26 protein-coding genes and 2 pseudogenes are annotated in these 25,819 nt (G+C 61.9%); 18 read left to right on the plus strand and 10 right to left on the minus strand.

Annotated elements, in window-relative coordinates; translation table 11 throughout:
- Nucleotides 1–17 precede the first annotated feature (17 nt).
- The 11 genes from SS05631_RS20095 (at nt 18) to SS05631_RS31125 (ending at nt 9,560) form a co-directional block, all read left to right on the plus strand.
- The gene (locus SS05631_RS20095) at nt 18–1,526 is read left to right on the plus strand and encodes a sugar ABC transporter ATP-binding protein (RefSeq protein ID WP_037424485.1); all 1,509 of its coding nucleotides are present in this window, start codon (nt 18–20) and stop codon (nt 1,524–1,526) included.
- The gene (locus SS05631_RS20100; protein ID WP_037424487.1) at nt 1,523–2,491 is read left to right on the plus strand and encodes an ABC transporter permease; all 969 of its coding nucleotides are present in this window, start codon (nt 1,523–1,525) and stop codon (nt 2,489–2,491) included. The genes SS05631_RS20095 and SS05631_RS20100 overlap by 4 nt, the downstream gene beginning before the upstream one ends.
- Nucleotides 2,473–3,429, plus strand: a complete 957-nt coding sequence (locus SS05631_RS20105) for an ABC transporter permease (RefSeq protein WP_172900193.1) — start codon at nt 2,473–2,475, stop codon at nt 3,427–3,429. The genes SS05631_RS20100 and SS05631_RS20105 overlap by 19 nt, the downstream gene beginning before the upstream one ends.
- Complete coding sequence (locus tag SS05631_RS20110) at nt 3,426–4,376, plus strand: amidohydrolase family protein (RefSeq protein WP_037424489.1); 951 nt, start codon at nt 3,426–3,428, stop codon at nt 4,374–4,376. Before SS05631_RS20105 ends, SS05631_RS20110 begins: the two co-directional genes overlap by 4 nt.
- Nucleotides 4,369–5,679 (plus strand): alanine racemase, encoded by a 1,311-nt coding sequence (locus SS05631_RS20115; RefSeq protein WP_037424491.1) that lies wholly within the window; start codon nt 4,369–4,371, stop codon nt 5,677–5,679. Before SS05631_RS20110 ends, SS05631_RS20115 begins: the two co-directional genes overlap by 8 nt.
- Nucleotides 5,680–5,712: 33 nt before the next feature.
- Nucleotides 5,713–6,057 carry a RidA family protein gene (locus tag SS05631_RS20120; protein WP_037424493.1) on the plus strand — a complete coding sequence of 115 codons (345 nt, stop codon included), beginning with the start codon at nt 5,713–5,715 and terminating at the stop codon, nt 6,055–6,057.
- Between the two features lie 7 nt (nt 6,058–6,064).
- Nucleotides 6,065–7,090 carry a succinylglutamate desuccinylase/aspartoacylase family protein gene (locus tag SS05631_RS20125; protein WP_037424495.1) on the plus strand — a complete coding sequence of 342 codons (1,026 nt, stop codon included), beginning with the start codon at nt 6,065–6,067 and terminating at the stop codon, nt 7,088–7,090.
- Between the two features lie 19 nt (nt 7,091–7,109).
- Nucleotides 7,110–8,309, plus strand: a complete 1,200-nt coding sequence (locus SS05631_RS20130; RefSeq protein ID WP_037424496.1) for a hypothetical protein — start codon at nt 7,110–7,112, stop codon at nt 8,307–8,309.
- Between the two features lie 266 nt (nt 8,310–8,575).
- Nucleotides 8,576–8,851: a type II toxin-antitoxin system ParD family antitoxin gene (locus SS05631_RS20135; RefSeq protein WP_037424500.1), complete on the plus strand. Its 276-nt coding sequence runs from the start codon at nt 8,576–8,578 to the stop codon at nt 8,849–8,851.
- Nucleotides 8,848–9,177 carry a type II toxin-antitoxin system RelE/ParE family toxin gene (locus tag SS05631_RS20140; protein WP_037424502.1) on the plus strand — a complete coding sequence of 110 codons (330 nt, stop codon included), beginning with the start codon at nt 8,848–8,850 and terminating at the stop codon, nt 9,175–9,177. Before SS05631_RS20135 ends, SS05631_RS20140 begins: the two co-directional genes overlap by 4 nt.
- A gap of 224 nt (nt 9,178–9,401) precedes the next feature.
- A complete protein-coding gene (locus SS05631_RS31125) occupies nt 9,402–9,560 on the plus strand; it encodes a LysR family transcriptional regulator (RefSeq protein ID WP_157213203.1) in 159 nt (52 codons plus the stop codon).
- Between the two features lie 267 nt (nt 9,561–9,827).
- On the opposite strand, the gene SS05631_RS20145 is transcribed toward SS05631_RS31125, so the two are convergent.
- Entirely contained in the window at nt 9,828–9,995 is a 168-nt protein-coding gene (locus SS05631_RS20145) for a hypothetical protein (RefSeq protein WP_083854263.1), read from the minus strand.
- 475 nt (nt 9,996–10,470) lie between these two features.
- On the opposite strand from SS05631_RS20145, the gene SS05631_RS20155 reads away from it, so the two are divergent.
- Nucleotides 10,471–11,112, plus strand: a complete 642-nt coding sequence (locus SS05631_RS20155) for a peroxiredoxin-like family protein (RefSeq protein ID WP_037424518.1) — start codon at nt 10,471–10,473, stop codon at nt 11,110–11,112.
- Nucleotides 11,113–11,437: 325 nt separating this feature from the next.
- On the opposite strand, the pseudogene SS05631_RS20160 reads toward SS05631_RS20155, so the two are convergent.
- Nucleotides 11,438–11,659 (minus strand): annotated as a pseudogene (locus SS05631_RS20160) (hypothetical protein); the annotation flags it as partial.
- Nucleotides 11,660–11,775: 116 nt separating this feature from the next.
- On the opposite strand from SS05631_RS20160, the gene SS05631_RS20165 reads away from it, so the two are divergent.
- The 3 genes and pseudogenes from SS05631_RS20165 to SS05631_RS20175 all read left to right on the plus strand — a co-directional run.
- Complete coding sequence (locus SS05631_RS20165; protein ID WP_083854265.1) at nt 11,776–12,147, plus strand: DUF2188 domain-containing protein; 372 nt, start codon at nt 11,776–11,778, stop codon at nt 12,145–12,147.
- A gap of 44 nt (nt 12,148–12,191) precedes the next feature.
- Entirely contained in the window at nt 12,192–12,485 is a 294-nt protein-coding gene (locus tag SS05631_RS20170) for a hypothetical protein (RefSeq protein ID WP_244412297.1), read from the plus strand.
- A 17-nt stretch (nt 12,486–12,502) separates the two neighbouring features.
- Nucleotides 12,503–12,688 (plus strand): annotated as a pseudogene (locus SS05631_RS20175) (hypothetical protein); the annotation flags it as partial.
- On the opposite strand, the gene SS05631_RS31980 reads toward SS05631_RS20175, so the two are convergent.
- Nucleotides 12,655–12,870, minus strand: a complete 216-nt coding sequence (locus tag SS05631_RS31980) for a hypothetical protein (RefSeq protein WP_037424507.1) — start codon at nt 12,868–12,870, stop codon at nt 12,655–12,657. The pseudogene SS05631_RS20175 and the gene SS05631_RS31980 sit on opposite strands and share 34 nt — an antisense overlap.
- Before the next feature lie 671 nt (nt 12,871–13,541).
- Here SS05631_RS31980 and SS05631_RS20190 point away from each other — a divergent pair.
- The 3 genes from SS05631_RS20190 to SS05631_RS20200 all read left to right on the plus strand — a co-directional run bounded on the left by SS05631_RS20190 (nt 13,542) and on the right by SS05631_RS20200 (nt 16,675).
- A complete protein-coding gene (locus SS05631_RS20190; RefSeq protein WP_157213204.1) occupies nt 13,542–13,730 on the plus strand; it encodes a hypothetical protein in 189 nt (62 codons plus the stop codon).
- 13 nt (nt 13,731–13,743) lie between these two features.
- Nucleotides 13,744–14,040: a hypothetical protein gene (locus SS05631_RS20195; protein WP_037424511.1), complete on the plus strand. Its 297-nt coding sequence runs from the start codon at nt 13,744–13,746 to the stop codon at nt 14,038–14,040.
- Nucleotides 14,041–14,515: 475 nt separating this feature from the next.
- Nucleotides 14,516–16,675, plus strand: coding sequence for a TonB-dependent siderophore receptor (locus SS05631_RS20200; RefSeq protein WP_095678055.1), 2,160 nt, complete (start codon nt 14,516–14,518; stop codon nt 16,673–16,675).
- Between the two features lie 471 nt (nt 16,676–17,146).
- Here the strand turns inward: SS05631_RS20200 and SS05631_RS20205 are convergent, their stop codons facing one another.
- Genes SS05631_RS20205 through SS05631_RS20235 form a run of 7 tightly spaced genes read right to left on the minus strand, consistent with a single transcriptional unit; the run spans nt 17,147 to nt 25,286 of the window.
- Nucleotides 17,147–18,313, minus strand: coding sequence for an ABC transporter substrate-binding protein (locus SS05631_RS20205; RefSeq protein ID WP_037424525.1), 1,167 nt, complete (start codon nt 18,311–18,313; stop codon nt 17,147–17,149).
- The gene (locus SS05631_RS20210; RefSeq protein ID WP_037424527.1) at nt 18,310–19,539 is read right to left on the minus strand and encodes an MFS transporter; all 1,230 of its coding nucleotides are present in this window, start codon (nt 19,537–19,539) and stop codon (nt 18,310–18,312) included. The genes SS05631_RS20205 and SS05631_RS20210 overlap by 4 nt, the downstream gene beginning before the upstream one ends.
- The gene (locus tag SS05631_RS20215; protein ID WP_037424528.1) at nt 19,536–21,338 is read right to left on the minus strand and encodes an IucA/IucC family protein; all 1,803 of its coding nucleotides are present in this window, start codon (nt 21,336–21,338) and stop codon (nt 19,536–19,538) included. The genes SS05631_RS20210 and SS05631_RS20215 overlap by 4 nt, the downstream gene beginning before the upstream one ends.
- The gene (locus SS05631_RS20220; protein ID WP_037424529.1) at nt 21,338–22,477 is read right to left on the minus strand and encodes an NAD/NADP octopine/nopaline dehydrogenase family protein; all 1,140 of its coding nucleotides are present in this window, start codon (nt 22,475–22,477) and stop codon (nt 21,338–21,340) included. The genes SS05631_RS20215 and SS05631_RS20220 overlap by 1 nt, the downstream gene beginning before the upstream one ends.
- Nucleotides 22,474–23,484 carry a cysteine synthase family protein gene (locus SS05631_RS20225; RefSeq protein ID WP_037424530.1) on the minus strand — a complete coding sequence of 337 codons (1,011 nt, stop codon included), beginning with the start codon at nt 23,482–23,484 and terminating at the stop codon, nt 22,474–22,476. Before SS05631_RS20225 ends, SS05631_RS20220 begins: the two co-directional genes overlap by 4 nt.
- Nucleotides 23,485–24,858, minus strand: a complete 1,374-nt coding sequence (locus SS05631_RS20230) for a Y4yA family PLP-dependent enzyme (protein ID WP_037424531.1) — start codon at nt 24,856–24,858, stop codon at nt 23,485–23,487.
- Entirely contained in the window at nt 24,855–25,286 is a 432-nt protein-coding gene (locus SS05631_RS20235; protein WP_037424605.1) for a ParB N-terminal domain-containing protein, read from the minus strand. Before SS05631_RS20235 ends, SS05631_RS20230 begins: the two co-directional genes overlap by 4 nt.
- Between the last annotated feature and the right edge of the window lie 533 nt (nt 25,287–25,819).

Consider the following 25,819-nt stretch of genomic DNA (forward strand, 5'->3'; position numbering starts at 1 on the left):
AAGCTTGGCTGACCGTCATGATGAAGACGCTGCCCCTGCTGGAAGCCCGGCACGTGTTCAAGGGGTTTTTCGGCAATCCGGTTCTCAAGGGGGTCGATATCGCCCTTGAGCCCGGCCGGGTGCATGCGCTGCTCGGCGAGAACGGTGCTGGAAAATCGACGCTGATCAACTTGCTGTCCGGCGCCTTGCAGCCGGACAGCGGGGAGATCCGCGTCAATGGCGTGCCCGTGTCGCGTTTCCATCCAGCTGCGGCGCGCGCCGTGGGGATCGCTGTCGTGCAACAGGAGCTGAGCCTTACGTCGGAGCTCTCGATCGCCGAGAACATCGGGCTCGGAGCCTTTCCCCGGAGGCTTGGCCTCATCGATTATGTGGCGCTTTCCGCTCGCGCCAGCGAGGTGTGTGAACTCGTGGGGCTGACGGAATCGCTCGATACACCCGTCGGCGATCTGTCGCTGGGGCGGCGCCAGATGGTGGAGATCGCCAAGGCGCTCTTCCGCAAGCCGCGCGTGCTGATCCTCGATGAGCCCACTTCATCTCTGTCCGCCCACGAGGCCGGCATCCTGTCGCGGCTGATCGAAAGGCTTCGCGATGCTGGCATCGCGCTGCTCTACATTTCGCATCGCCTGAACGAGGTGCAGGCGCTGTGCTCCCACGTCACTATTCTGAAGGATGGCGTGGTGACGGCGGATCAGCCCCTGGCCGGGATCGACGCCCAAGGCTTGGTTCGGCTGATGGTCGGCCGCGATGCGGGCGATCTTTTCCCGCAGTGGGAGCTGCCTCGACAGGGCGAGGAACTGATCCGTCTGCGCGGCTTCTCGTCCGGCCTGGCGCGTGACGTCGACTTCTCCGCCTCGGCCGGCGAAATCGTCGGCATCGGCGGCCTTGTCGGCCAGGGGCAGGAGGACTTTCTCCTCGGCCTCTACGGCGCCATGGGCAGTTCCGCACGGGAAGCGGTTATCGTCGGGCGAAGCGGCCCATTGAAAAGCGTCGAGGAAGCGAATGCGGCAGGACTGGCCTATGTCCCGGCGGACCGGAAAAGGGAAGGGCTCGTCCCGCCGCATTCGATCGCCTCGAACCTGCTGCTGCCATCCCTCGGGCGAATTGCGAAACACGGGCTCCGCGATCGCCGCGCAGAACGCAATCTCGTGGCTGGTCTCGTCAAACGCCTGAGGATCAAGGGGGAAACATCTCGACCGGTGCAGGCGCTTTCGGGCGGAAACCAGCAGAAGGTGGCACTCGCCAAATGGCTGCCGCTCGCCCCGTCCGTCCTGCTGCTGAACGATCCGACGCGCGGCGTCGATATCGAAACCAAGCGTGAGATCTACCACATGCTGAAATCCTTCGCGCGCGAAGGAAGGCTCATCATCCTTCTAAGTTCAGATACGCCCGAACTCGTTCACCTCTGCGATCGTGTCACCGTCTTTCGCGAGGGGCGTGCCGTCGCGACCTTGCCGCGCGGGCTGATTGCCGAAGAGGCGATCGTCGGCGCCGCCATGGGCGTCAACCCGAAGGGATCGGCGGCATGAACATTGCCTTCTCATCGCGGCAAAACCTCTTTTTCTCCGTGCAACGCCGGCGCAATCGCGGCTTGAACGGCCTCTACATTGTTGTAGGGCTCTTCCTTCTAGCCTATGCCATGCTCTTCCCCGGGCTTCTCGGGATCAGCGGTTTCTCCAAATTTACCCAGAATTGGTTTCCGCTAGCGCTCGTGACGATGGCGCAGGTCCTGCTCTTGCTGAATGGCGGCATCTCGCTCGCCATCGGGCCGCTCGTCAGTCTCGGCGCGGTGATCGCGGCTACGACCATGGGAGGTCCGCTCGGAACGATCGGAGGACTGCTCGCAGTCGCCGCGAGCGGCCTCCTCTCCGGTGCGCTGATCGGCGTAATTGTCACCCGTCTCCGGCTTCCGGCAATCATCGTCACGCTTGCGGGTTCGTTCATCATCGCCGGCGTCGCCTTGATCATCCTGCCACGCCCCGGCGGCTTCATCCCGGATTGGCTTTCAAATCTGCTCGCAGGCAACGTTCCCGTCGCGTTCGGTCTATTGGTGCTTCTGCTCGTCTGTTGGAAACTGTTCCTGGCGACGCCGCTCGGTCTCGGCATCTATGCCGTCGGCGACAATCCGGTCGGCGCCTTTCGCTCCGGTGTGCCGGTCGACAGGGTCAAGATCACGGCCTTTGCTCTCTCCGGCCTGCTGACGGCATTGGCCGGGCTCTTCGTGGCGGCGCAAACCGGCTCCGGCGATCCTGTCATCGGCACCCCTTTCACATTGAATTCGATAGCCGGAGCCGTGCTCGGCGGCGTCGGGTTTCTCGGAGGGAAGGGGACGATGCGCGGCGCGATCTGCGGCAGCCTGCTCCTGTCGGTGATGATCAACGTCATGTTCTTCCTCGGGTTTTCACCGGTCACGCAATATGTCGCCCAGGGGCTCATCATCCTTGCGGCCGTTGCCATTCCGGAACTGACCAGCCAATGGAGCAGAAAGCCGTGAGCATCCTCAAAACCGCGCTGCGCAACCCGCCGCTCCTGACCTTGTTGCTCGTCGCGCTTGTCTGGCTTGCGGCAAGTCTGACGCTGCGCGGTTTTGGCGCCTACGGCCACCTTCGCTACCTGCTGGAGCTTTCGGCGGTGATCGGAATCGTTGCGGCCGGTCAGACCCTAGTCATCCTCATGGGAGGCATAGATCTGTCGGTCGGCGCCATCATCACGGTTACTGCCATCCTTCTGCCGCTGCTCTCGCCGGCTGCCGACCCGACCGGCCTCTCGGGCCTGGCGATCGCGCTGGCGATCGCCACCGGCATCGGCTTCCTCAATGGCGCCGGCGCCGTCTACCTCCGGGTGCCGCCCATCATCATGACGATGGCCATGGCCACATTTCTGCAAGGCCTGCTGGTCATCGTCGCCGGGGGAAGCGCCGTTTCGGTGACGAACGCCGCCGTCCTGTGGCTTGGCCAGGCGCGTCCGCTCGGCGTGCCCTCGGGCATGATGCTCTGGATCGCTGTTTCCGCGGTGGTGCTGATGATCATTCACCGAATGCCGCTCGGCGCGCGCCTGCTGGCGCTCGGCGCCAATCCGCTGGCAAGCCGTCTTTCCGGCATCAACGTTACCCGAAGCATGCTGGTTCTCTACGCCATGTCGGGATTCTTCGCTGGGCTCGCAGGCATTCTGATCCTCGGCATGAACAGACAGGGCTATGTCGGTATCGGCGAACCCTATCTGCTGACCTCGATCGCCGCCGTCGTCCTCGGCGGCACGTCGATCCTCGGGGGGCGCGGCACCTACGCGGGGACGATTCCCGGTGCGATACTGCTCGTAACCACCACGGCACTGATCACCGTTGTCAACGCTTCGCCGGCCTGGCGGTCAATCATGTTCGGGTCGCTGATCCTCGCCCTTCTGCTCATCTCCGGTCGCGAGGGGCGGCGATGAAGGGTGCCTATCGAGGGCCGGTCATCGACCCGCACCATCACCTGTGGGATCTGACGCTGCGGCGTCATTCCTGGCTGATGCGAGAGCTGCCAAGCGGAGAAGAACCCGGCAACCTTGCTTCGCTTCAGCACAACTACGGCGTGGCGGAATACCTTGCCGACACCGCGCGGCAAAACATCGTCGCGACGGTGCACGTGGAGGCCGGATGGTCGGACGACTTCCCGCTGGAGGAAACGCGCTGGCTAGACGGGATCGACAAGCGCTCGGGGGTGGCTCGGCGCTATGTCGCCCGAGTAGCACTCGACCGGCCGGATGCCGAGCAGCTACTCGAAATCGAAGCCGCCAATTCGAACGTCGTTGGCGTTCGCGACATTGTGAGCTGGCATCCGGATCCTGCGAAGAGCTTTGCCGCGCGGGACCGCCGCATGAGCGATCGCCGTTGGCGGGCGGGACTTGCCGAGGCGAGCCGCCTAGGTCTCAGCTTCGATCTGATGTTGTTTCCGTGGCAGATGGCCGAGGCGGTGCGTCTTGTCGCCGACTTTCCGCAAACCCGCTTCGTGCTCAACCATTGCGGCAGCCCCATCGATCGCAGCGAGGAGGGGATGGCGCTTTGGCGAAACGGTCTCCATGAGCTCGCGAGGGCGGAGAACGTCTCCATCAAGATCTCCAATCTCGTGGCCTATGACCACGATTGGACGCTCGAGAGCCTACGACCGGTGGTCGAGTTCTGCATCGAGTGCTTCGGACCGTCGCGGTCGATGTTTGCGAGCGACTTCCCCGTGGCGGGAGCGCACGCGACGTTTGACGAGGTCTACGGCGTATTCCGCATGGTTGCCGCCTCGCACTCCCCAGAGGAGCAGCGCGCCCTTTTCTTCAGCACGGCGAACGACGCCTATCGCCTCGCCATTGACGACACCACGATGGCGGAGGACCGCGGAAATGTCTGAGGACAGCCTCTCGAGACGCGGCCCCATGATCGATGACCGGATTCGCGGGTTTCCGGCTGGACATCCGGCCATGCCGCTGAACGACATCTGCATGACGGGTTGGAAACCTTACGACGGCAGAATGTCCCTTCCGCTGATCTCGCTGGATCGTGACGCCTTCCGCGACAATGTTGAACTGATGATGAGCTATGTGCGGGGCCATGGCATCGAAATCGCGCCCCATGCCAAGACGCCGATGTCGACGGCACTCGCCGCCGAACTGCTGGCTGCCGGTGCGTGGGGAACGACGGTCGCCGACATTCGCCAGGCATCGGTGATGCTGAAGGCCGGTTTTCGGCGGCTTATCCTGGCAAACGAGATCGGCGGCAGCGCCGCGGCGCGAAGGCTTGCGGCACTGCTTGCCGGATACCCGGAGGCGGAACTGCATGTCTTCGTCGATTCGGTGGAGTTGGTGACTGCACTTCACTCGACCTGGTCGGCACGACAGGATCTGCCCGCCTTGGGGCTTCTCGTGGAATTGGGCAGCGGCCGCGCCGGCGCACGGACGCTGGCGGCAGCCCTACAAATCGCCGAAGCCGTGATCGCTGCGGAAACACCTCGTTTTCGCCTTTCGGGTCTCGCCTGCTACGAAGGTGCTGCCGCGAGCGGCGACAGCATCGAAACTGCGAAGAAAATCGATGACCTGGTCGGGTCAATGGGCGCTCTCCTGGGCAAAGTCCGCGGACGCATCGGGCCGCAGCGTCCGCTGATCGTCACCGCCGGCGGCTCTCTCTACTTCGACATGGTAGTGAAACGGCTGAAGCCCGCCACCGTCGCGGACGGCAATTCGCTGCTCGTATTGCGCAGCGGGGCAATCTTCTTTCACGATCACGGGATCTACGAACGCGGGCTGAAGGCGCTCGACGACCGATCGGGGCTGGTGATCAACGGGCAGGTCAACTCCGCATCCTCTGGCTTTCGACCGGCGCTTCGCGTATGGGCCGAGGTCCTGTCCTGCCCCGAAGCGGCGATCGCCATCTGCGGCATGGGACTGCGCGATGTTGCTATGGACCAGGGTTTGCCGCGGCCGCTTTCGGTCTATCGGGGCGGGCGGAAGCTGCGCGACGCTGACGGCGCCGAAGTCGTCAAGCTCAACGATCAGCATGCCTTCCTCCGCCTGCCCGGCACTTGGCAGGCGGCGATCGGCGACGTCATAGAGTTCGGCATCTCCCACCCCTGCACGTGCCTGGACAGGCACATCATCGTCTACGGTCTCGATAGGGACCGCTCGGTGACGGCCGCCTATCTCACCAGCTTCGGCTGATCCCTTCGGACAAACAAAGAGGAAACACGAACCATGATCATGCGCTATCACAAAGGGGCCCGAATGAGCCAGGCGGTCAGCTATGCCGGTCTCGTCTACATCGCAGGACAGGTCGCCGATAATCGCAAGGCAGGAATCGAGGAACAGACGCGTGACGTTCTTCGCAAGATCGACGGACTGTTGAAGGAGGCCGGTACCAACCGGTCAAAGCTGCTGACCGTGAACGTGTTTCTGCCAGCTATCGTCGATTTCGATGCGATGAACGCCGTCTACGATGACTGGGTCGACCTCGAAAACCCGCCGGCGCGGGCCTGCGTCGAGGCGCGCCTCGCCGACGCGGATCTGCGCGTCGAAATGACGGCCCTCGCCGCGCTTTGAGGCCGAGATGCACACGGGCCTTGTCCACGCAATCGACTTTGAGGCGGAAGGCCGGCAGGAGGGGTTTCTCAGCATTCCTCATTCTGTCGATCGCTCGCCTTACTATCAGATCAAGATTCCCTATGTCCGCGTCAGAAACGGCGATGGCGCAAAATTGCTGCTGGTCGCCGGAAATCACGGCGACGAATATGAGGGCGAACTGCAACTCGGCAGGCTGATGCGACGCATCCAGCCGGGGAAGATTCGAGGCACGGTGACGATCCTGCCAACCCTCAACGTTCCGGCCGTGATGGCCGCCAGGCGATGCTCGCCTCTCGACGGCGGGAACCTCAATCGTGCATTTCCGGGAAGCCCGTCGGGAACGCCCACGGCGCGTCTTTCCCATTTCCTCGAGCATGATTTGTTTCCGCGCCACGACGTCGTGCTCGACCTCCATTCCGGCGGGACCTCGATGGCGCACCTGCCTTCCACGCTCATCGAGCGTCGGGATGATCAGGAGTGCTTGGAGCGCTCCATCCAACTGCTGAGCGCTATGGGGTCGAGCCATGCCTTCATCGCGGACAACGGCATGCAGGCCCCGACTTCCATGGGGGCGGCCGGCCGGGCAGGGGTCATCGGCCTTTCCGGTGAGTTCGGTGGGGGCGGCGCGGTGACGCCGCGGACGATGGCCTTCACCGCCAATGCGATCGACCGGCTGATGCTAAAGCTCGGCATCATCGATGAACCGATGCTGTCCCGCCATCTCGAGGCGACGCTGCCATCTTTGCAATTGCTCTTCCTCTCCCGGCACAGCCAGGCCATCTACGCGACGCGACGCGGCTGGTTCGAGCCTGCGGTCTCCCTGGGCGAGAGCGTCGATGCAGGTGACCTGGCCGGTTGGTATCACGATCTCGAAAGAATCGATCTGCCGGAGGAGGAGCTGCGCTTCACCGAAGGCGGAGTCGTGATCTCGCATCGCCTGCACTGCGACAGCCAGTCCGGCGATTGCCTGATCCAGGTGGCCGATCCAATCGACCGGAGTCAAATTTGCTGATCAAGCCGAGGGCGGAGCCGTGCACCTTTCCATGTGGACCTATCCCTGGGACGTTCAGGATCAGGGGCTTGCGGGAACAATATCGGACCTGAGGGAGAGGGCGGGTCTCAACACCGTCAGCCTGGCGACCTCCTACCATGCCGGGCGCTTTCTCCAGCCGCGCAGCCCGTCGCAAAAGGCTTACTTCCCGGAAGACGGCACGGTCTATTTTCGACCGGACCGAACCCTGTGGAACGACAAGGAAATCCGGCCTCTGATGGCGCGCAACGTCGAGGAGCGCGGTGACATGCTGGCTGAGTTGATCGCCGACCGGGACCGAGGCGGGATGAAGGTCTCCTGCTGGACCGTCTGTCTGCACAACACCCGCCTCGGCATGCTTCATCGCGGGCATGTGACGCGCAACGCCTATGGCAACCCGAATTACTACAATCTCTGTCCCTCGAGCCCGGCGGCGCGCGACTATGTCGTAACCCTGGTCCGGGATATCAGCGTCAACTATCAACCGGACATGCTGGAAATCGAGAGCCCGAACTTCATGGGCTTCGCGCATGAATTTCATCACGAGAAAGACGGTGTGGGGTTGAACGAGGAGGACGATTTTCTCCTGTCGGTCTGCTTCTGCGAGCACTGCATCGCGCGAGCGGCACATGCGGGTGTCGATGCAGACGGCGCCCGGCAAACAGTCAGACGTTTCATCGCCGAGATGTGCGAGCGCGAGATTCCGGAGAAGCAGTTCATCGATTTCCCCGCCGCGGGCATCGACGCCTTCAGGCATCACAGGGCCCTTCACGACTTTCTGATGTGTCGCACCGAGCCGGTCACGTCTCTCATTCGCGAGATCAAAAATGCCGCACATCCCGGGACTAAGATCGTCCTGATCGATCTCAAGGACGGCTGGTTGGGCGGTGTGGATCTCGGCGCAGTCGGAAAAGTGTGTGATGGTGCGATCTTGTGTTGTTATTCCATGACGTCCGCCGCCATCGCGAGCGTGATCAGCAGCGGTCGCGCGTCACTGGGCGCAGAGAAATTCCTCGGCGTCGGACTTCGTGTGTTTTATCCGGAGGTGGCGTGGGCCGATGATCTTGCCGACCGGGCGAAAGCGGCGGTCGGTGCCGGCGCGGACGGGGTGAACTTCTACAACTACGGTCTGATTCCGGCCCGGCGGCTTGATTGGGTGCGCATTGCGAGCGCTGGTTTGTCGAAAGCTCCACATCGCTGAGTCCTCGGAAAATAATCGAACGATCACGTCCGGGCTGCTCGGCGATGACGGTGGCGCTCATGCCGCCGCTCGCCACCGAGTCTGGATGCGGAGCACTACGCCGTCGCTACCGCAAAACTGCCGTTGGACAGACGCCGGGGTGCGTCCGACCGGGATGCTCACGTTCTGTGCTCCGAAAGTCGCATAATGTATCAACGGGAACGTGCTACCCCTTCCCGTCTTCCCTGCGGCGGCGATGTAGGAGTTAAAGGGAACACCATCCATTCTTGCCAATTTTTGCCATTGCTGTTATGGTCTCTGGTATGGGCACGATGAACATTTCTCTACCGGACTATTTGAAGAGCTTCGTCGATGAGCAGGTTGCGGGGCGGGGCTACGGGACGAGCAGCGAGTATATCCGCGAACTGATCCGTCGAGATCAGGACCGTCTTTTTCTCCGCAGGCTTTTGCTTGACGGAGCGTCGTCCGCACAGACCGAACCGGTCGATAGGCATTATTTCAGCCGCCTTCGCGATCGAGCGCGTGGTCGGCACAGCAAGTGAATAGCAAAGCGATTGTTCCCCGAGAGCTTGCTCGCAGTGATGTCGAGACAGTCGTCGATTACTATGCTAGCGAAGCTGGATCCGAGGTCGCTCTCGGCTTCATCGACGCACTTCAAGCTGCTTATGAACTGATCGCAAGCCATCCGGAGGCCGGATCATTGCGGTATGCATACGAGTTGGGATTGCCTGATCTGCGGAGCGTTTCGCTGGAGCGATATCCCTATCTAATCTTTTATCGTGACCAGCCAGATTATGTCGACGTCTGGCGTGTGCTTCATGCCAAACGAGACATTCCGCAGTGGATGCAGGAGCCGGATAATTATTGAATGCAACTTTTCCGCAGACGTGGGGCTTTGAAAGATTGTCGGCCTGCGGCTCGAATCCACTCAAGGCGGGAGTACTTTCGCGTTTTCATTGCTTTTCGGCGTCGTCGCGCCGTTTGGAGGGCGATTTGCCTATGGATGTGGATATTGCGCCGCAAAATCATCGAAAGTATGCTTAGCTAAGTAAACCAAAAGGTTGAGAAGCGGCTCGAGATAAAGGGGATTTAATGTTTGCTTGTCACAGCAAGCTGAAAGTCTTTTGTGCCGTAGTGGAAACCGGGAGTTTCGCCAAAGCTGCCGACCGCCTGGGCTATGTGTCGATCATGGCCCTTGAGCTGATTGGCCAAGGCTTGCAGGCGATCAGCGTTTCTTGCGGCGAGAATTAGCGAGTGTCCGGCTTCCGCAAGTCTTATGCACAACGGGACGCCAACGCCGGTTGTTCCCGCCACGTAAATTGGCGTATCGAAATCGCTGAGGCTCTAATCGCCGCTGGATGAAAGTTCAGTGGCACGTCACGCAGTCTCCCGCGACCGCATTGCTTTAGCAACTGCTGATTAGCTAATTTGATCTCAGCTCGGGCTTTTAGGCCCTCCGACCGCGCTGAGATCCGCCGTGCGACTCTAGGGAGGAGAGCCCCTTGGTGGCGTGATTTCTCACGCATTCCCCTCCGTCTCGCTACCGTCGTCCAGCTCGTGGAAGGGCAGAAAACCGTACTGCTCCATCCACTCGCGAATGATGAGGCGGATCAGCTCGTCCCGCGTCATCGCAAGTTCTTCGCAGGCGATAGCGATCGCCTCCTCGACGTCGTCATCGAAGATCATCAGAGTAAACTTTCAGCGTGCTAATGCCGTGGGCCACCACTCGAGATGACGCCCTTGCTTACGAGCCAGGCCTCGAACGTGCCCGGGCACCCCTCCTGAGCCCACATCCCGCGATACGAGAAGCCAAGGCCATGGGAGCCGCGCCCAGTGGCGCTGAAACCTTCCTCGGTGAGGCGTTCGGTTCCACCTGCTTTGATTTCGGGATGGTTCTTCTTCGCCCTTCTGATTTTCACTGCCTGTCCTCCTACGCAGTACAACCGAGAGGACTCAGGGTGTCACAACACAGGTCGCAGTCAAGGATTAGCGGCGCCGCCCAATTGGGGTAAGGGGCGCTCTGGATGGACCCGTTTGCCGGCTGCCGGTATAGTAAGAACGAAGGCTGGAGGTGAGCCGGATTAGGTGAATTCCCCGCATGAGCCGTGTGTCGTGGTATGATGGAGTGCTTTTCCTGACTGGCACGGGCGCGGAGGTTGTTATGACCAAGAACAGTGCCGGCCGCCCCCTGCAGCCGGGCGACCTAGCTCCAAATGTTGTGCTCGATGCGATCTCGCGCGAAGGCAAGATCGCGCTCGATGACTTTCGTGGGCGTAGCCCCGTGTTGATCGGCTTGTTTCGCGGTCTGCATTGTCCGTTCTGCCGTCGCCATGTTGCCGTGATGGCGCAACTTAAACCGGCGTTGCGTGAGAAAGGCGTCAAATGCCTCGCGGTCGTCAATACGCCCGTGGAGCGCGCACGAGTGTATTTTCATTACCACCCTGTGCCCGATCTTCTTGCTGCGTCCGACCCGGTAAGGGCCTCGCACCGAGCTTTCGGCTTGCAGGAAGTCGGGGTGGACGAGCTCACGGCAATAAGGTTCCATTTGCCCGGCGAGTTGCCGGAGCAGATGGACGTCATGGCCATGAATGCGTTTCTGAACAAGAAGGAAGGATATGAGATCACCGAGGCTGATCAGCAAATGATGGCCGGTCGGGCCCAGCTCGTGGGTCAGTTCCTGATCGATCGTGAGGGCATCGTACGCTGGAACTACATTGAAGTTCTGGAGCCCGGGCTCCACACCTTTGAGCCACCAAATCGCGAGGAATTGGTGTTGGCAGCCTCCGAAGTCGCACATCAATAAGCCCTGCCGATGCTATCCGCTGGTGCGGTCGGCACTGATCGTCTGAATGGAACCGTTTGCCGGCTCGGCGCATAAGTACAGGCGCAGGCCTTAGGTCGAAATGGCTGAGTCAAGATCGAGGTCGGCGACGAGGTCCGCTCGTGGCAAGGTGATCTGGATCGACCAAGACGGGGTGCCGCGCGTCCGCAGGGCAGCAAGGGGTCGAGAATTCGCCTCCATCATCGTCGTGGATGGAGAGCGGGCTGAATGACAGTAATGCGCGCGAGAAGCCGTATTCGCCATAGCTCCTAGATTTCGACGCTGTTCTGACCGACCACAGCTCTCGTCATCTTCGCAGCATTGCGAAGCAGGTTAGTCCCCGACCCTTCGAGCTCTTGCCTTCCCAGGATGAGGGCATCGAGGTGCGATTAAGATTAGCCGAGGGCATCGGCATCCAGCACTTCAATTCCGGCTCCGCGTATCCGATGATGCGGCCGGGCGAGAAATCAGAGGCGCGCCAGCCTTCTGCACCGAACTGGTCGCCATTTGACCAAGAGGTAAGGTCAACTCCTGCCGTGGCCGGGGTATTTGATCGCCAAATGGCTCCTACCACTGCCATAATAAGACTGCTCGGAACTAAGATCGATATCGGATGTTTCTGCTTTATCTAACGGGAGCAGCGCCATGCCAAAGGTGCAGTATGAGATAGTAGAGCATGACGGGGCTTGGGCGTACAAAGTTGACGATGTCTTCTCTGAGACCTTTCCCACCCACGCCGATGCACTTGCCGCCGCCGAAATTGCTGCGCGACACCATGAGCTTCCCGGTTCGACGGAGAACATTGAATTCCAAGACTCCGCCGGTCGCTGGCATGAACAAGTCGCGTCCGGTTTCGATCGCCCGCTTACCGAAGCCGTCGATACACCGGACGTTCGGCACGCGGCAGAACGCCGGATTCGAGAGCATCGGAGCATATTTGGCACTGCTTTGCTGCTCGCTGGTACTGCCTTCGCGATAGGCTATCTCCTTCGCCTTACCCAACGCGGTCGACTCTAGAGCCGCTCGCCTCGCCGCCTATCCCCGTCGCTGCTGTGGGCGGAATGACGGAAGTTGAACCGAGCAAGCTCTTCGCGGGCACGATCGAGAGGAAAGGCAGGCCGAAGGCGAAGGTCCGTGCGGCCGAAATCTTCTGCCTGTTCCGCGACTGGCTCGCCGGACAGATCCGCGAGCTTGGTGCCGTTGAGCGGGCGGAGATGCTGGCGCTGCATCTTCTGGCCTGGTCGCAGGGGGTTGGCGGTGATGACGACAGCCTTCAAGGACGAGGCATTCATCCGCAACGAGGTGGCCGGGATCGAACGCTGGCTGGCCTCCCTGCCGGACCTCGCGCAACCTAAATGATCAAGGAGCACCGATGTTCGTCACTTTCCTGAGATTTGCAGATAACCGCAGCGCCGCACCGGAATTCATGGCGGTGCATAACGACTGGATCGCGCGAGGCTTCACCGATGGCGTGTTCCTCTGCGTCGGCTCGTTCCAGCCCGCCGTCGGCGGCGCGATTATCGCTCATGCGGAAAGTCGCGACGATGCGCGCTTATCACGTTCTCGACGCTCTGGATTCGTGATCGGCGAGGCGTTGATGAGCTTTGCGGCGAGCGCTTCAGCTTCGTCAGACTTGCGTGACAAAGCGCGCCTTTGCAGCTCGTCCTTGAAGGCCCTTCCGATCTTCTCGAATTCGTCAGGCCCAATTGGATCGAAGCTCAAGGTTTGCGCTGAATTCATCGTTTCCCCCTTTCCTCCGCCGTGCGACGGAAGAGCCTTGTGCGTTTCCTGTTTCGACAGGCTGTGCTGAAAATTTATCGAATGAGAGCCGTCGTTACGGCCGGGCCATTCGTATCGGTCCACTCCAGTGCCGCAATGGCGGAGCCGAATAGCACGGCCGGGATAGCTAGAGCTCCCATGAGCCTGAGCATTTGGAGCCGACGTGTGCGCTTTCCATCCCAGTCGTAAGCCATTGCTACGCCCCTGCTACTCGGAAACAGTACCGCCAAGATAGAACCAGAGAACCACTTTCTGATCGAGTCAATTTTCAAGTATTACTTTTGAACAAATTTGATGCTCAGTGTTTATACTACGTGTCCAAAGTGCGTCGGTGGGAAAAGCCGAAAGTAGAGGAGCCAGCAACTGACGCTGACGATCGCGCTTGCTTGGCGTGATCCCTAAGGACGAGGTGGCCTGGCGCATTATAAGGCGATACCGCTCGCTCTCGCGCCAAACCTGCGCCAAACAAGGATGGGTCGCCACGATCGTCAAAGTGGGGATGGTGGTAAGCAGGGCGTCGTATATTCAGGTGAGAGCCGGGAGCCATTCACCGTCGATCGCTCACATGCCCGCTCGGCCTGGCGCTGGTGACGGCCGAGGCGATCCGCAGCGCCTCTTGGATGCCGGCACAGGTGCCGCTCTTGGTTGCGATCCGCTTTCTGGAGGATGGCACGGCCAACTCGATCCTGAAGGCGCAACTCACGGAGCTTCGCGCTTGCAATGCGCTCGCGGCGGCCCTGCTTAGCGGCCACAGTTTCGCCTCCGATCCGCGCTGCATGTTCATCTGGCTGCGGCTGCCGGCACCCTGGGGGCTCGGATGATTTCACCGCGACCTTGAACGCCCAAGGCGCCGCCGTCATGCCGGCGAGCGCCTTCGCCTGCGACCGGCAGCCGGTCGAGCACGCGGTCCGCATCAACTTCGCCTGCGCCTCGTCGCGTGACGAACTGGCGAGGGCGCCTCGCATCGTCGTCTCGACGCTCGCCGACCGGCCGCGGGCGCTGATCGGGCACGCGGGAGGTGGAGGAAGCGTCACCCGCGTGGACCGGGTGACGGCAGATGGGGTCCGGGAACTCGAGCCGAAGCTGCCGCCGAACTATCAGGGCGGCCTCTGGTTCCTGACGCCTATGTAATTTCGAGCCCGAGCGGTTTGTCCGGCTGCTGGCGCGCGCTATTCTTGCCCGCGACGGCCGCTTCGTGCAAGGCGACGCGCGGGATCTGCAGGTCTCTCCGATCAACCTCACGATCGTTCAGGGCGGGCTCGGGACGCCTTCGCTGTGAACATCGTCGGTCACCTACTCTCGAGAACCGAGCGTCGCTCGAGGCGCATACGCTGGGCGCCGACCAATGCGCTCGCCTTCGGAGGACGTGCTTAATACAGCCTGAGCAACAGGCTCGTCGTTGAAGGTCGCATAGTGGATCAACGGGAACGTCATACCAAGCGGCGTCTGAGCAAGAAATTCAGCTTTGGACGGTTTTTCATCCCGCTTCTGGCATATATCTTGACAACTATAGTCATGTTAATTAGCACCCCCTCGAACCAACGGCATCCAGCTCCTTCCGGGGCGACCCAAATGTTTTTGGTCAATGTGTTACAGGGGGCTTTGAATGGAATTGCGTGTTGGACTGCTGACCGTTTTGCTGGCGACAGTGAGTCGCGCCGCCTTGGCGCAAGATGCGACGGCGCTGGAGCGCCTCGAAGTGAAGGCGGGGGCCACGACCTCAACGATCGGCACTTTGCCAGAAGACTATGCTGGGGAGCAGGTCGCACGCGGCGGCCGCGTCGGATTGCTTGGCAACCGGGATTTCATGGATACGCCGTTCAACATCACCAGCTACACGGCGGGGACGATTGAAAACCAGGGCGCGAAGACCGTGGCCGATGTCCTGGCCAACGACTCCTCGGTAAGAAGCACGCACGCATCGGGCGGCATGTTGGATTCCTTCTATATCAGGGGCTTCCCACTAAACGAGGGGAACTTCGGCGAAGTCGCCTTCGATGGCGTGTACGGCGTTGCCCCGACCTACCGCCTGTTTACGGATTATATCGAACGGGTCGAGGTCCTGAAGGGACCGACGGCACTCCTCTATGGAGTCTCGCCGAACAGCAGCGTCGGCGGCACCATCAACATCGTGCCAAAGCGCGCGTCCGATGTCGACCTGACCCGAGTGACGACCGACTATGCTTCCGATGTGTACGGCGGCCGCCATTTGGACGTCAGCCGCCGGTTCGGCGACCAGCGGGAGTTCGGCGTTCGCTTCAACGGCAGCTATCATGGCGGCGACACAGCGATCGACAACCAGTCTCTTGACGTCGCGGTCGGCGCCCTCGCAGTCGATTACGAAGGCGAAAACCTCAGGGCGACGCTGGACATCATGGGGCAGCGGCAGGATGTCGACGCTCCGCTGCGCCCGTTCTTTCCCGTTGGTACCTTTGAAATTCCCGACGCGCCAGATGGCCGCTCCAATGTCCAGGAAACATGGGAATGGGCGAAGACGGACGATCTGTCCTGGCTTGGCCGCGTCGAATATGACCTGAGCGACGCGGCCACCGTTTTCGCAGCCGTCGGCGGTGGCAATTCGCGCGTCGAGCGGCTCTTTGGCACGCCACTGCTTCTTAACTCCGCGGGCGACGCCAGCATCACACCACAGAATTTCATTTTCGATGTCGACCGACTGACAGCCGAGACGGGTGTTCGCGCCGAGTTCGAAACGGCCGCTGTTGATCACTCCGTCACATTCCAGGTCAGCGGCCTTCAGCAGCGCCTCGCCCGCGGCTCGAATTCGGGGACTCCGCAGCTAACCAATATCTTTGATCCGCTTCCCCGCCCCGAGCAGGATGTGCCGCAGCCGACACATGTGCCGAGGGTCTCGGAAAACATCTTCTACGGCTTCGCGCTCTCGGATACGATGTCGATGTTTGACGAGCGCGTACAGCTGACGCTGGGTGGGCGCTGGCAGCACATCGATACCGAAAATTACGACCCGACCACCGGTGGCGTCAGCAGCTTTTCGGATGAGAGCGCGGTCACGCCACTGGCAGGGATCGTCGTCAAGCCTTGGGATAATGTTGCGCTTTATGCAAACTATGTCGAAGGCCTGAGCGTCGGCGACACCGCGCCGACGACGGCCGTCAATGCCGGGGAAACGCTCGCCCCCTACAGGTCCAAGCAGTACGAAATCGGTACCAAGGTCGACCTTGGACGCGTAGCCGTAACCGTTAGCGCCTTCCAGATCGAAAGGCCTTTTGGTCAGCTAGAGAACCGCGGCACCGACCTCGTCTTTGTCGAAGGCGGCGAACAGCGCAATCGAGGCGTGGAGCTCAACATCTTCGGCGAAGTGACCCCGGAGGTCAGGGTCCTCGGAGGCGTGACCTTCATCCGCGGCGAACTGACGAAGACGAACAACGCCGCCACCCGCGGCAACACGCCGATCGGTGTGCCGTCGCTGCAAGTGAATTTGGGGGCCGAGTGGGACACGCCCTTTATGCCGGGGCTGACGCTCACCGGCAATGTCATTCACACGGACGAGCAATTTGTTAATACGGCAAACACGCAAGAAATCCCCTCCTGGACGCGGCTTGACTTCGGGGCTAGGTATTTGACCGAGATCAACGAAAAGCCGGTCACCTTCCGGGCGGAAGTCGAGAACGTCTTCGACCTCGACTACTGGTCCGGCGTTGCAAGCTTCGGGACGATATCGCAAGGTACGCCGCTGACCGTGAAGGTGTCGATGACGACCGATTTCTGCGGCGACGAGCCTCCGTAGATGGAGTGTCGAGCCTGCACACATTTTGGATGCGTAAAGCAAATGCTCCGGTGGGAACACCGGAGCATTTTGATCTTGGAGGAAACTCGGTCTGGTGGGCGGCCGTGGGTATCGCGTATCCGCGCGGTGCTCGCGGCCCCCTGTCCGCCCTGCCTGGCATCTCCCCACAAGCGAGTAGACCGCCAAACCGGAATGCACCGCTACCGGCTTCCGGCTGGACTAAACCGATAGTGATTTCAGCACTTAAGTCCTTACAGTTGCAGTCGGGCAATGCCCTGTCTCTAGATTAAGACTAGCCGATCTCCCCTCCTGGGCCCACAAGGGGGAGATGCCCGGCAGCGCCGAGAGGGTATCACGCCCTTTCCGGAAGAGCGTCGCCCTCCGATCAAATCCGCAATTGTAACAACCGAACGGAAATGGCCCCGAGTTGGTCGGGGCGTCGCCATCAGGACAACCGCTCCACCGGATCGTTCAATCCGCGCTGCCCACCAGGCTTACGGTATAGCCCGGCTTGTAAGAGATGGGCAGGAAGCGGCGGTGATATTCCGCAAATGTCGCGTCCGGATCGAGATCGGTAAAGAGGTCGGGATGGAACCACTTCGCGAACTGCTGGACAGCAATGAACTCATAGGGGCTGTTATAGAACTGGTGCCAGATGCCGTGGAAGTTGCGCGTTTTCTGCGCGGCGATCCCGGTATAGGCATCGCGGGTCGTGAACCACTCAAGCTTCCTGTGCGTCTCCTGTGGATCGGCGCCGGGGCCAAGTGGGATCCAGTGGCCGCCGGGCACATAGGCCTGCCAGTCGGCGCTGGTGACGACTACATGCTCGGGGTTGGCGACGATCACCTGCTCCGGGTTGAGCTGACCAAAGGTGGTGGGGAGAATGTCGCTGCCGATATTGTGGCCGCCGGCAAGCTCGACATACTTGCCGAAGTTTTCCGCGCCGAAGGAAAGGCAGCAATCGTCGGCATAACCGCCGATCCGCTCGATAAAGACCTTCGGACGTCGCGGTTTCACCCGGTCGATGACGTCGGTGACGCGCGCCATGGCCTGGTGGCGAAATTCGATAATCTCCTCCGCACGAGCCTCGCGCCCCATGATTTTTCCGAGGAGCCGGATGGTCGGTTCCGTGTTCTTGAGCGGAAAGTGGCGGAAGTCGATATAAAGGACCGGGATATTCAGCTCTGCCAGCTTCTCGATATATTTCGCGTCCTCGTTGGCGCGCATGGCTTCGAGATTGAGAAGGACGACGTCAGGCTTTTGGACAATGGTCGACTCGATGTCGAGCAGCCCATTCTCCTGCCCGCGGAAGGCCGGCAGCTTGGCGAGCTTGGGAAAGGCCTCTAGATATTGTGCGTAGGTCGCCGGATCGGCCTCGATCAGGTCGTTGCGCCAGGCGACGATGCGGGCGAGCGGATCTTGTGGCTCGAGCGAGGCGATCAGATAGAGCTGTCGCCCCTCGCCAAGGAGGATGCGCTTGACCGGTTCATTTACCGTCACCTCGCGGCCGGTAATGTCGGTGACGGTGATCGGCGTTTGCCTGTCCGCCGCGGCCGGCTTCTGGGCAAGGGCCGCGGCCGGAACCCACAGGGCCAGAACGGCGATCACGGCTTGGAGCGCCGAATAAATTCTCCTCACGATATTTCTCCTTTACTGAAGAGCCGGCGCGATTTGAGCCACAGGGCGAGCGCCATCAAGAAAGACAGGCCGTAAAGGCTTGCAACGAGCGGGAATGCCACTTCAAGCCCAAAGCGCTGGGTTGCGACGACGCCGGTGATGATCCCAACAACTGAAGCACCCTGCTGGCAGGTTTGCGCGAGTCCGAGGACCGATCCCTGCCGCTCACTGCGCGTCGCAGTCGAAACGAGTGACAGAAGAACTGGCGTCGTTCCCCCCAGAAGCGCGCCCCAGGCAAGATAGAGCGCAGCGAAAAGGCCCATATCGCGGGTCGATCCGGCAAGGCCGGTGACCACGAGGCAGCCGGCGGCGATCAGCACGCTCCACCCGAGTACTAAGGTCGGCGCTCGTCCTTCGAACATCCGCGCCCACACCGGGGCGCCGACCACAAAGCCAAATGCAAGTAGCCCGTAGCTCAACCCCGTGATCCAATGCTGGGCGCCATAGACCTCCGACATGTAGAGAGCGAACGGCACCTGCAGGACCATCCGGCTCGCGAGCAGCAGTCCCATGAGCACGAGAAGCCCGGTGACCGGTATGCCGGTCGCTGGTGCGGGAAAAACCTTCGTCGCCCTGGCCGGGCCCGTGCCGCCTGCTCCTTGTGGCGGAACCGGCAGGCTTGCCCAGGCGACAGCGGCGCAGAGCGCGCAGATCACGCCGGCGGTGAGATTGACGGCGGCGAAAGGCAAGGCATCGAGGATGAGGCCGCCGAGGAAGGCGCCGCCGAGGGAGCCGACATTTGTTGCCACCTGGAGCCAGGCGAAGAGGCCAGCGCGATCGCGTCCGCCGGTCACCTGCACGCCATAGGCCTGAGCCGGGGCGATATACCCGGCGCAGACCCCTTGCAGAAAGCGCAGCGCCAGAATGGTCCAGACGTCCTGGGCAAAGGCGACAAGCAGTTGCGTGATCGCCAGGCCCGCAAGGGCCCGCACCATCATCAACCGATTGCCGTAGCGATCGCCCATACGTCCCCAAAAGGCGCTCGTCAGCGAGACGTCTATGTCTGCCCCATGCTCGGCGCCGATTCCGGCAAGCGCGAACGCGCTCTCGGACGGGCTCAACGCCCTGATCTGGATCGGCCAGAAGGGACCGCTCATTTCCATGGCGCCCATGGAAATGAACTGCAGGCCAAAGAGAAGCGCGAAGACCGGTCCGAAGCCGCGCAGGACGGCGACTGTCCCGGTCATTTCGCGCTCACCAGCGGATTGGGCAAGTGATGTTCGACCCGGTAATCGCGATAGCGCTCCAGATGCATCCGCAGCACCGAGCGCGTCGGCCAGGGCCGTTCGAGGAAAGCGTCGCGCTCCTCGATACAGAACACATCCGACAGCATGCGGGGCTTCAGCGCCTCGAACGCCGCTTCCGTCTCTTCCCGTAGGATGCGCCACAGGGTGTCGCCGACAAGCGAATACTGCTCAGTGAGGCAAAGGGCGATCTCGTGAAGATGGCAGACGAAGCACGCGTCGATGACGAGGGATCTGACGAGACTGATGTCGTCGTCGAACGTGGTCGGCAAAATGCCCTTGCGGCTGAACGGCTTCAGATCGTAACCGCGCTCCCTGAAGAGCGGCGCGAAACTGCGGCCGTCGCCGAAGTCGCGGATCAACAGCTTCCGCGGCATGCCGCGATCGTCGAAAATGATCGTGCTGTTCTGCTGATGTGCCTCGAAGGCAATGCCGTAGAGAAGATACATCGCGAGTGTCGGGCGGACGACCGTGCGCGCATAGGCGCGGAAGAACGCCGCGACGGCCGCCTCGCTCGCGCTGCCGTTCCTGGCAATGAGCTCGCAAATGAGCGGCCGGCCGTCGAGCGGACTTGCCGTCAGCAGGGCTGTGTCGCCGGTCTCGGGATGGTGCAGGATCGCGCCCAGCTCCTCGGTGAAGATCTCCAACTCGCGCCTCAGATCATCCTCTTTCGACAGGATGTCGGAAATCAACGTGCTGAGGCGCGGCCCCATATGGATCGATTTCCCCTGCAGCGTGCGCTGTTCGCTCGTCATCCAAATCGCCACCGGCAGTTTGACAAAGGGTCTCGGCGCCGCGGTCTCCGGCAGCATCGTGCGGAACGACATCGACGGCAGCGTGACGACCTCGGGGCCCTCCGGGTCGAGCACGCCGTGCTCGATCTCGGCCGCGAATTCGCGGCGCACGAAATTCTCGAGATGCCAGCCATGGACGGGGAGGGGAATCCAGTCCTCGGGCGATTTGCCGCGCGCCCTCAGGTCCTCCGCCCAATCGCGCCAGAGGTCCGGGAAGTTCCCTGCAAACCATTCCGAATAGCTGCCGACATGCGGCATCTTCTCGACATAGGCCCAGTCGTTTCGGAGCGCCGCGATTACGAGGGGCACCCGCGCGCCGAATTCGGGCGATAACGCCGCAACGTCCTCCGGCGCCAGGCCCGGCTTTGCCTTCCAGGTCGGGTAGAAGGGATGGCCCTCAAGCGCGCCCCATTGGTCAAGGGTCATCGCCGCCAGATGCGTCGGCAGGCTTTCCTGGAGATAGGCGAGGAAGCCGGGCGCGCCGGCTTCGGCGATCTGCCGGCGTAACGTCGCACTCCAGCTTTCGCGGGTGCGGCGGGCGAGAATGTCGTTCTGCATGCTGTTGTCGACGTCGCACATCAGATGCTCGAGTCCATCGGGAGCAGGCGTAATTGCGAGGGAGGGTTCGACCTCCCTCATCAGGGCCGATGGATCGTCAATTTTCCGGCGACCACCGATACCGTCCAGCACCTCGACCTTTCCGCGGTTCTGCAGCGTTCCGGCCGGTGCCAGGTGCAGGTCGGTGAAATGCAGCACGCGCCGTGAGGCCCAGAGGGGAAACCAGGCCTGGCGGCCGTCGCGCGCCCACATCAGCGCGTCGGGATCGAGCAGGCGTTCGGCGAAGAGGCAGCGCACCAGCCGATTGATCGCGTTTCGCGATGCCTTCGACAAAAGCGCGCGTCCGTCACTCGCAACGCCATCTGCCGCGAAAAAAGTTCTCTCGTCCATCATTGAGCCTCCGGCCAATCTGTCGGAACATAGTCCGGCGCGCCCGCGGCCAATTGGCCGTGGTAATCGCGCGCCCAGTTGTAGGTCTTGGCGATCGTCGGCGCGGCAACGCCGAGCCGTGCCGCCATCGACACGAGCAGCGCCTGCCCGAAGGCAATGTCCTCGTGAAAGGCGCGGCTTTCGCGATCGATGACGAGACCAGGGCCATCAGGATTGGGGACGAGCGGTGCGTGGATTCCCGCATAGGCGCGGTTGGTGCGCAGGAGCGAGTACATGGTGCTGTCGTCCTCGATCTGCTCGCCATAGGCCTCGATCAGCTCCTGTCGAAGCGGCTTCACCGAGCTGAGGTCGATGCCGAGGCGTGCCTCGCTCGCCCGCCGGATCGCCTGGTTTTCCGCGTCCAGTGCCTCGAGCAGCTCGGCACCCGCGAGGGGGCAGTCGCTCCACCAGCAGATCGGCTCGTCGAAGGGCCTGTCCTCGAACGGAGCCCCGGGCCCGATAAGGGCGTAGAGCACCGCCGGATGCATCAAGGGGTTGCCGGGGGTCAGGGTGATCTCGAGATAATCCTCGAGCATGGTGACGGGCGCGTCATAGAGGCGATTGAGCATCGCCCCGAGCGCCGCGGCGCTTTCCGCGCTTTCGCGGCGATGCAGTGCGGCAAAGAGCTCGGCCTTGCCGCCGCCCATGCGTATCCGTTGCCCGGGGAGGAGATCGAAGGCCGTGTGCGGCACGTCCTTCATGCCCCAGATGACGACATTGTCGCGTCCCTCAAATGCCCGTGCCGCAAGCCAGTCGAAGCCGCAGAAACCGGGGATCGCCCCGGCATAGACGTTTCTGTCGCGCGGCAGGTGCGGCGCAATCTGCGATAGGAGTGCCGGCCGCGCCTGCGCCGGCTGGGTTATCATCACCATGTCGGCACCTTCGAGCGCCGTGCGGGGATCGGTGCCGACATGGTCCGGCCGGCCGGTCAGGATCTGATCGTCCGGCGTTTGCGCATGCCACGGCCCGTCACCGCCTGCCCAGGTTTCCGCGACTTCCGACGAATTCGTCAGCACGGAAACCTCGATGCCCGGGCGCTGCTTGAAGAGGACGGCATTCAAATGTCCAGTGCGGCCCGCACCGCAAATCGTCACCTTCATGCGGCACGCGCCCTTCCAGCGAGCCAGCCGTCCAACTGGTCTGCGATGGCAGGGTCGAGCAGGCGGCGCTTGGCCATCCACTCGTCGTCGAAAATCGTGCCGAGATATTTCTCGCCGCCATCCGCCACCGTGGTCACGACCGTGCCGGTCAGCTTGCCTGCCACAATGAATTCAAGCGCCTTGTAGATGGCGCCGCCGGTCGAGCCGCCGACGAGCAGCCCCTTGCGCCGGGCGATGTAACGCGCCGTCTCGAAGGCTTGCGTGTCGGTCACCTGGACGCCCTCGTCGATGCACGAATAGTCGAGCACCTTGCCGACCTCGTCGCCTGCGGGGGTGCCGGTGCCCGATTGGAAGTAGGGATGTCCCGGCTTGCCGAAGACGATCGACCCGGCCGGCTCGACCGCGACCGTGCGCACGGCCGGATTGTGGCGCTTGAGGCGCTGCGAAATGCCGGTCATAGAGCCGCCGGTTCCGACGCAGCCGACAAAGGCGTCGATCCCGTCCGGGAGCTGCTCCAGCAACTCATCGACGAGGCCGGCATAGCCATCAGGATTTGCCGGGTTGTCGGACTGGTTCATGAACAACGCGCCGGGAAGCTGCGCGCCGAGTTGCGCGGCCAGCCGCTGGCGCTCGACGACGGCGACCTCGTCCTCGCGGAAGTCGCCTTCGACATAGCGGATCTCGGCCCCGAGCGCCCGCATCATGCGGATCTTGTCGGGCGCCGCATGGTGGTCCACCACGGCGATGAAACGCAGCCCGAATTCCAGCGCCGCCAGTGCCAGACCGGTACCAGTGTTTCCGGAAGAGGATTCGACGATCGTGCCCCCGGGGGCGAGGCGTCCGTCCTGAAGCGCCGCAACCACCATGCTGCGCGCCATGCGGTCCTTCATTGAACCGCCTGGATTGTTCTTCTCGATCTTCAGCACCAAAGTGGCGTTGCGCTCCGGTACGTCGATCGACATCAGCGGCGTCTGGCCGATCAATTGCGTTACGGTCGTGTGCAGCATCTAAACCTCTCCAATTGTGTCGGGTACGAGATTGGGCCGCCCTTCCGCGTCTTCGGTGACGCAGAAGCGGGCGGGCATGGGATGGCGATGGAACTCGTTTTCGAGGAGATCCATCTGATAGCCGGCGGTGTTGGCGTAGACGAGCAGGTCGCCTGCCTTTGGCGCGGTCGGGAAGGTCAGCCACCTGTTGCTGATGACGTCCTCGTCAAGGCAGCTATGGCCGGCCAGATAGGCGCGGACCGGCGCCGATTGAACGGCCGCCCTGGTGGCAGTCACGAGAATGGGGTCGATCAGGAACTCGGAGGCGAACCAGGTTTCGCAGGCGCTGAAGCTGCTGCCCTCGAGGAAGATGACATGCGTATCCGGACCCAGCGCCTTCACCCGCAAGATCCGGAAGACGCTGATGGCCGCCTGATCCGCCAGGGCGCGCCCGGGCTCCATCGCCAAGGTCAGCCCCTCGTGCTTGAGATAGCCGGCGACGCTCGGACTCTTGCTCATTTTTGCCTGCAACAGCTCGCGCAACCAGTCGGCCGCCGAAAGAGCGCCGCCATAGGGATAGAAGGAGCTAGGCACGGTCCCGGTGCGGTAGTCCTCGGGAGTCTGGGCCGCGAGATGCGCCTGGTATTTGGCCTCATCGACATATTGGATGGGCAGGCCGCCGCCGATATCGATCATGCGCGGGGAGAATCCGATTTGCCTCGCTTTGGCGATGAGCCCGGTCGCTTCTTCCAACGCCGTGAGACGGGTCTCCCAGCGATAGCCGCTGAGATGGAAATGCAGCCCGTCGAAGCGCAACCTGCTCTCGCCCGTAAGTCGAGTGAGGCAATGAATGACGGCCTCGGCCGGCATGCCGAAGCGGCTCTTTTTCTGATCCCGCGGCTGCAGGCGCAACAGGATCGGCTGCGGTCCGGCATCTGCCGGCAGCAATGCGATCAGGTCCTCCAGTTCTTCCGGAGAATCGACCGAGATCAATGCCCTGCAATCGAGCAGGTCCTGATGAAACGCTTGCGTCTTCGCCGGCCCGGTCGCGACCACCCTTGCACCATCGGCCCCCAGCCGGCGCGCATCGCGCAGTTCGTAAAGGCTGGAGACGTCGAGCCCCGCGCGGGCTCTAAGCGCTGCCCGCATGAGCCCGGGCGATTTGTTGACCTTCGCACCGTAATAGATCGCATGCTCAACACGGCGCGCCGTCAGCACGCCATCGAGGGCGGCAAGATTCTCCTGCAACGCGTCCGGCCAGATCAGGTTCAGCGGCGAGCCGTAACGGTGAACCCACTCGAGAAGAAGAGCGCCGTGACGAGTGAGAAGGTCCGCAGCTGCCGATCGCAAAATCGGTGGAAGGCCAAATGCGGTTTCGTGGCATTGCAGCGTCATGACAGTGCCCCCGCGGCACGGGCCGGCACCATTTCGGACGAAGTGGGCCTGAACAAAAGCTGCAGCGGCACATCGCACCTGGGCAATCCCTCGGCGAAAATGTGCCGGGTCGTTTTATAGGGAAACTTGCGGCCGCTGCGGGCCATCGCGAAGATTTCCGCGGGAGTGATCGTTTCACCGGCGCGCCAACTCTCCACCCGAACTGAATCGTAGTCGAGAAGGACCACAGGAACAGTGGTGAGCCTGAGGCGATGCGCAACCGTCAACCGATGATGGCCGTCCATCACGAACAAGGCATTTTTCTCGGCTGTTATCGGCGCGGTCCATGAGCCCGCCTGCAGGATTTTGGCCTGCAGTATATCGACCCTGTCGAGACTCACCTCCTCTATTGGAATCAATCGTGCTGGGGAGAGAAGGCAATATTTCATTCGTCCGGCCTCGCGCTCGCTCTTTTGCATCGCATAATCTTGACTCAATTACTCAAGATATAGGTCGTCGCTATAGCCAGCCACGATTGTGTCGTCAATAGCGCCTTCAATGACCGATTGCTTGAAGTGGCCTGTAGGGACGCAACAACGTTACTGTTTCTTCGAGTCGCGACTGCATTTCTGCCAAATTGGAAACAAGCCTTGGGAAGGGTGTGATGCGAAAAGTTTTGCCGGTGTCGCAAAACATTTGTTGAACTCAGGTGGCGTCTGTGAGGCAGCACGTGATAGGACGAGCGCGATTTCACCGGCCGACTGTTCCGATCGAGTGAGTTTACGGCTCTGCGGTTCGATTCCCCTCAAGGCGAGGGATAGAAATTCCCACCGAAGCGGCGGCCGCATCTGCCAGCAGCCGATCGCTCGTGATGGGTGGACTGCCGCTGTTCGTCGCATCCGTGGGAACGAGCAAGGAGTGGGCAGCACGGGTCATAGCCCAGCGTTGAACGAATGGCTGCAGAAGGTGCAGGACCGGAAAT

It is taken from the genome of Sinorhizobium sp. CCBAU 05631, assembly GCF_002288505.1.
Classification (GTDB): Bacteria; Pseudomonadota; Alphaproteobacteria; order Rhizobiales; family Rhizobiaceae; genus Sinorhizobium; species Sinorhizobium fredii_C.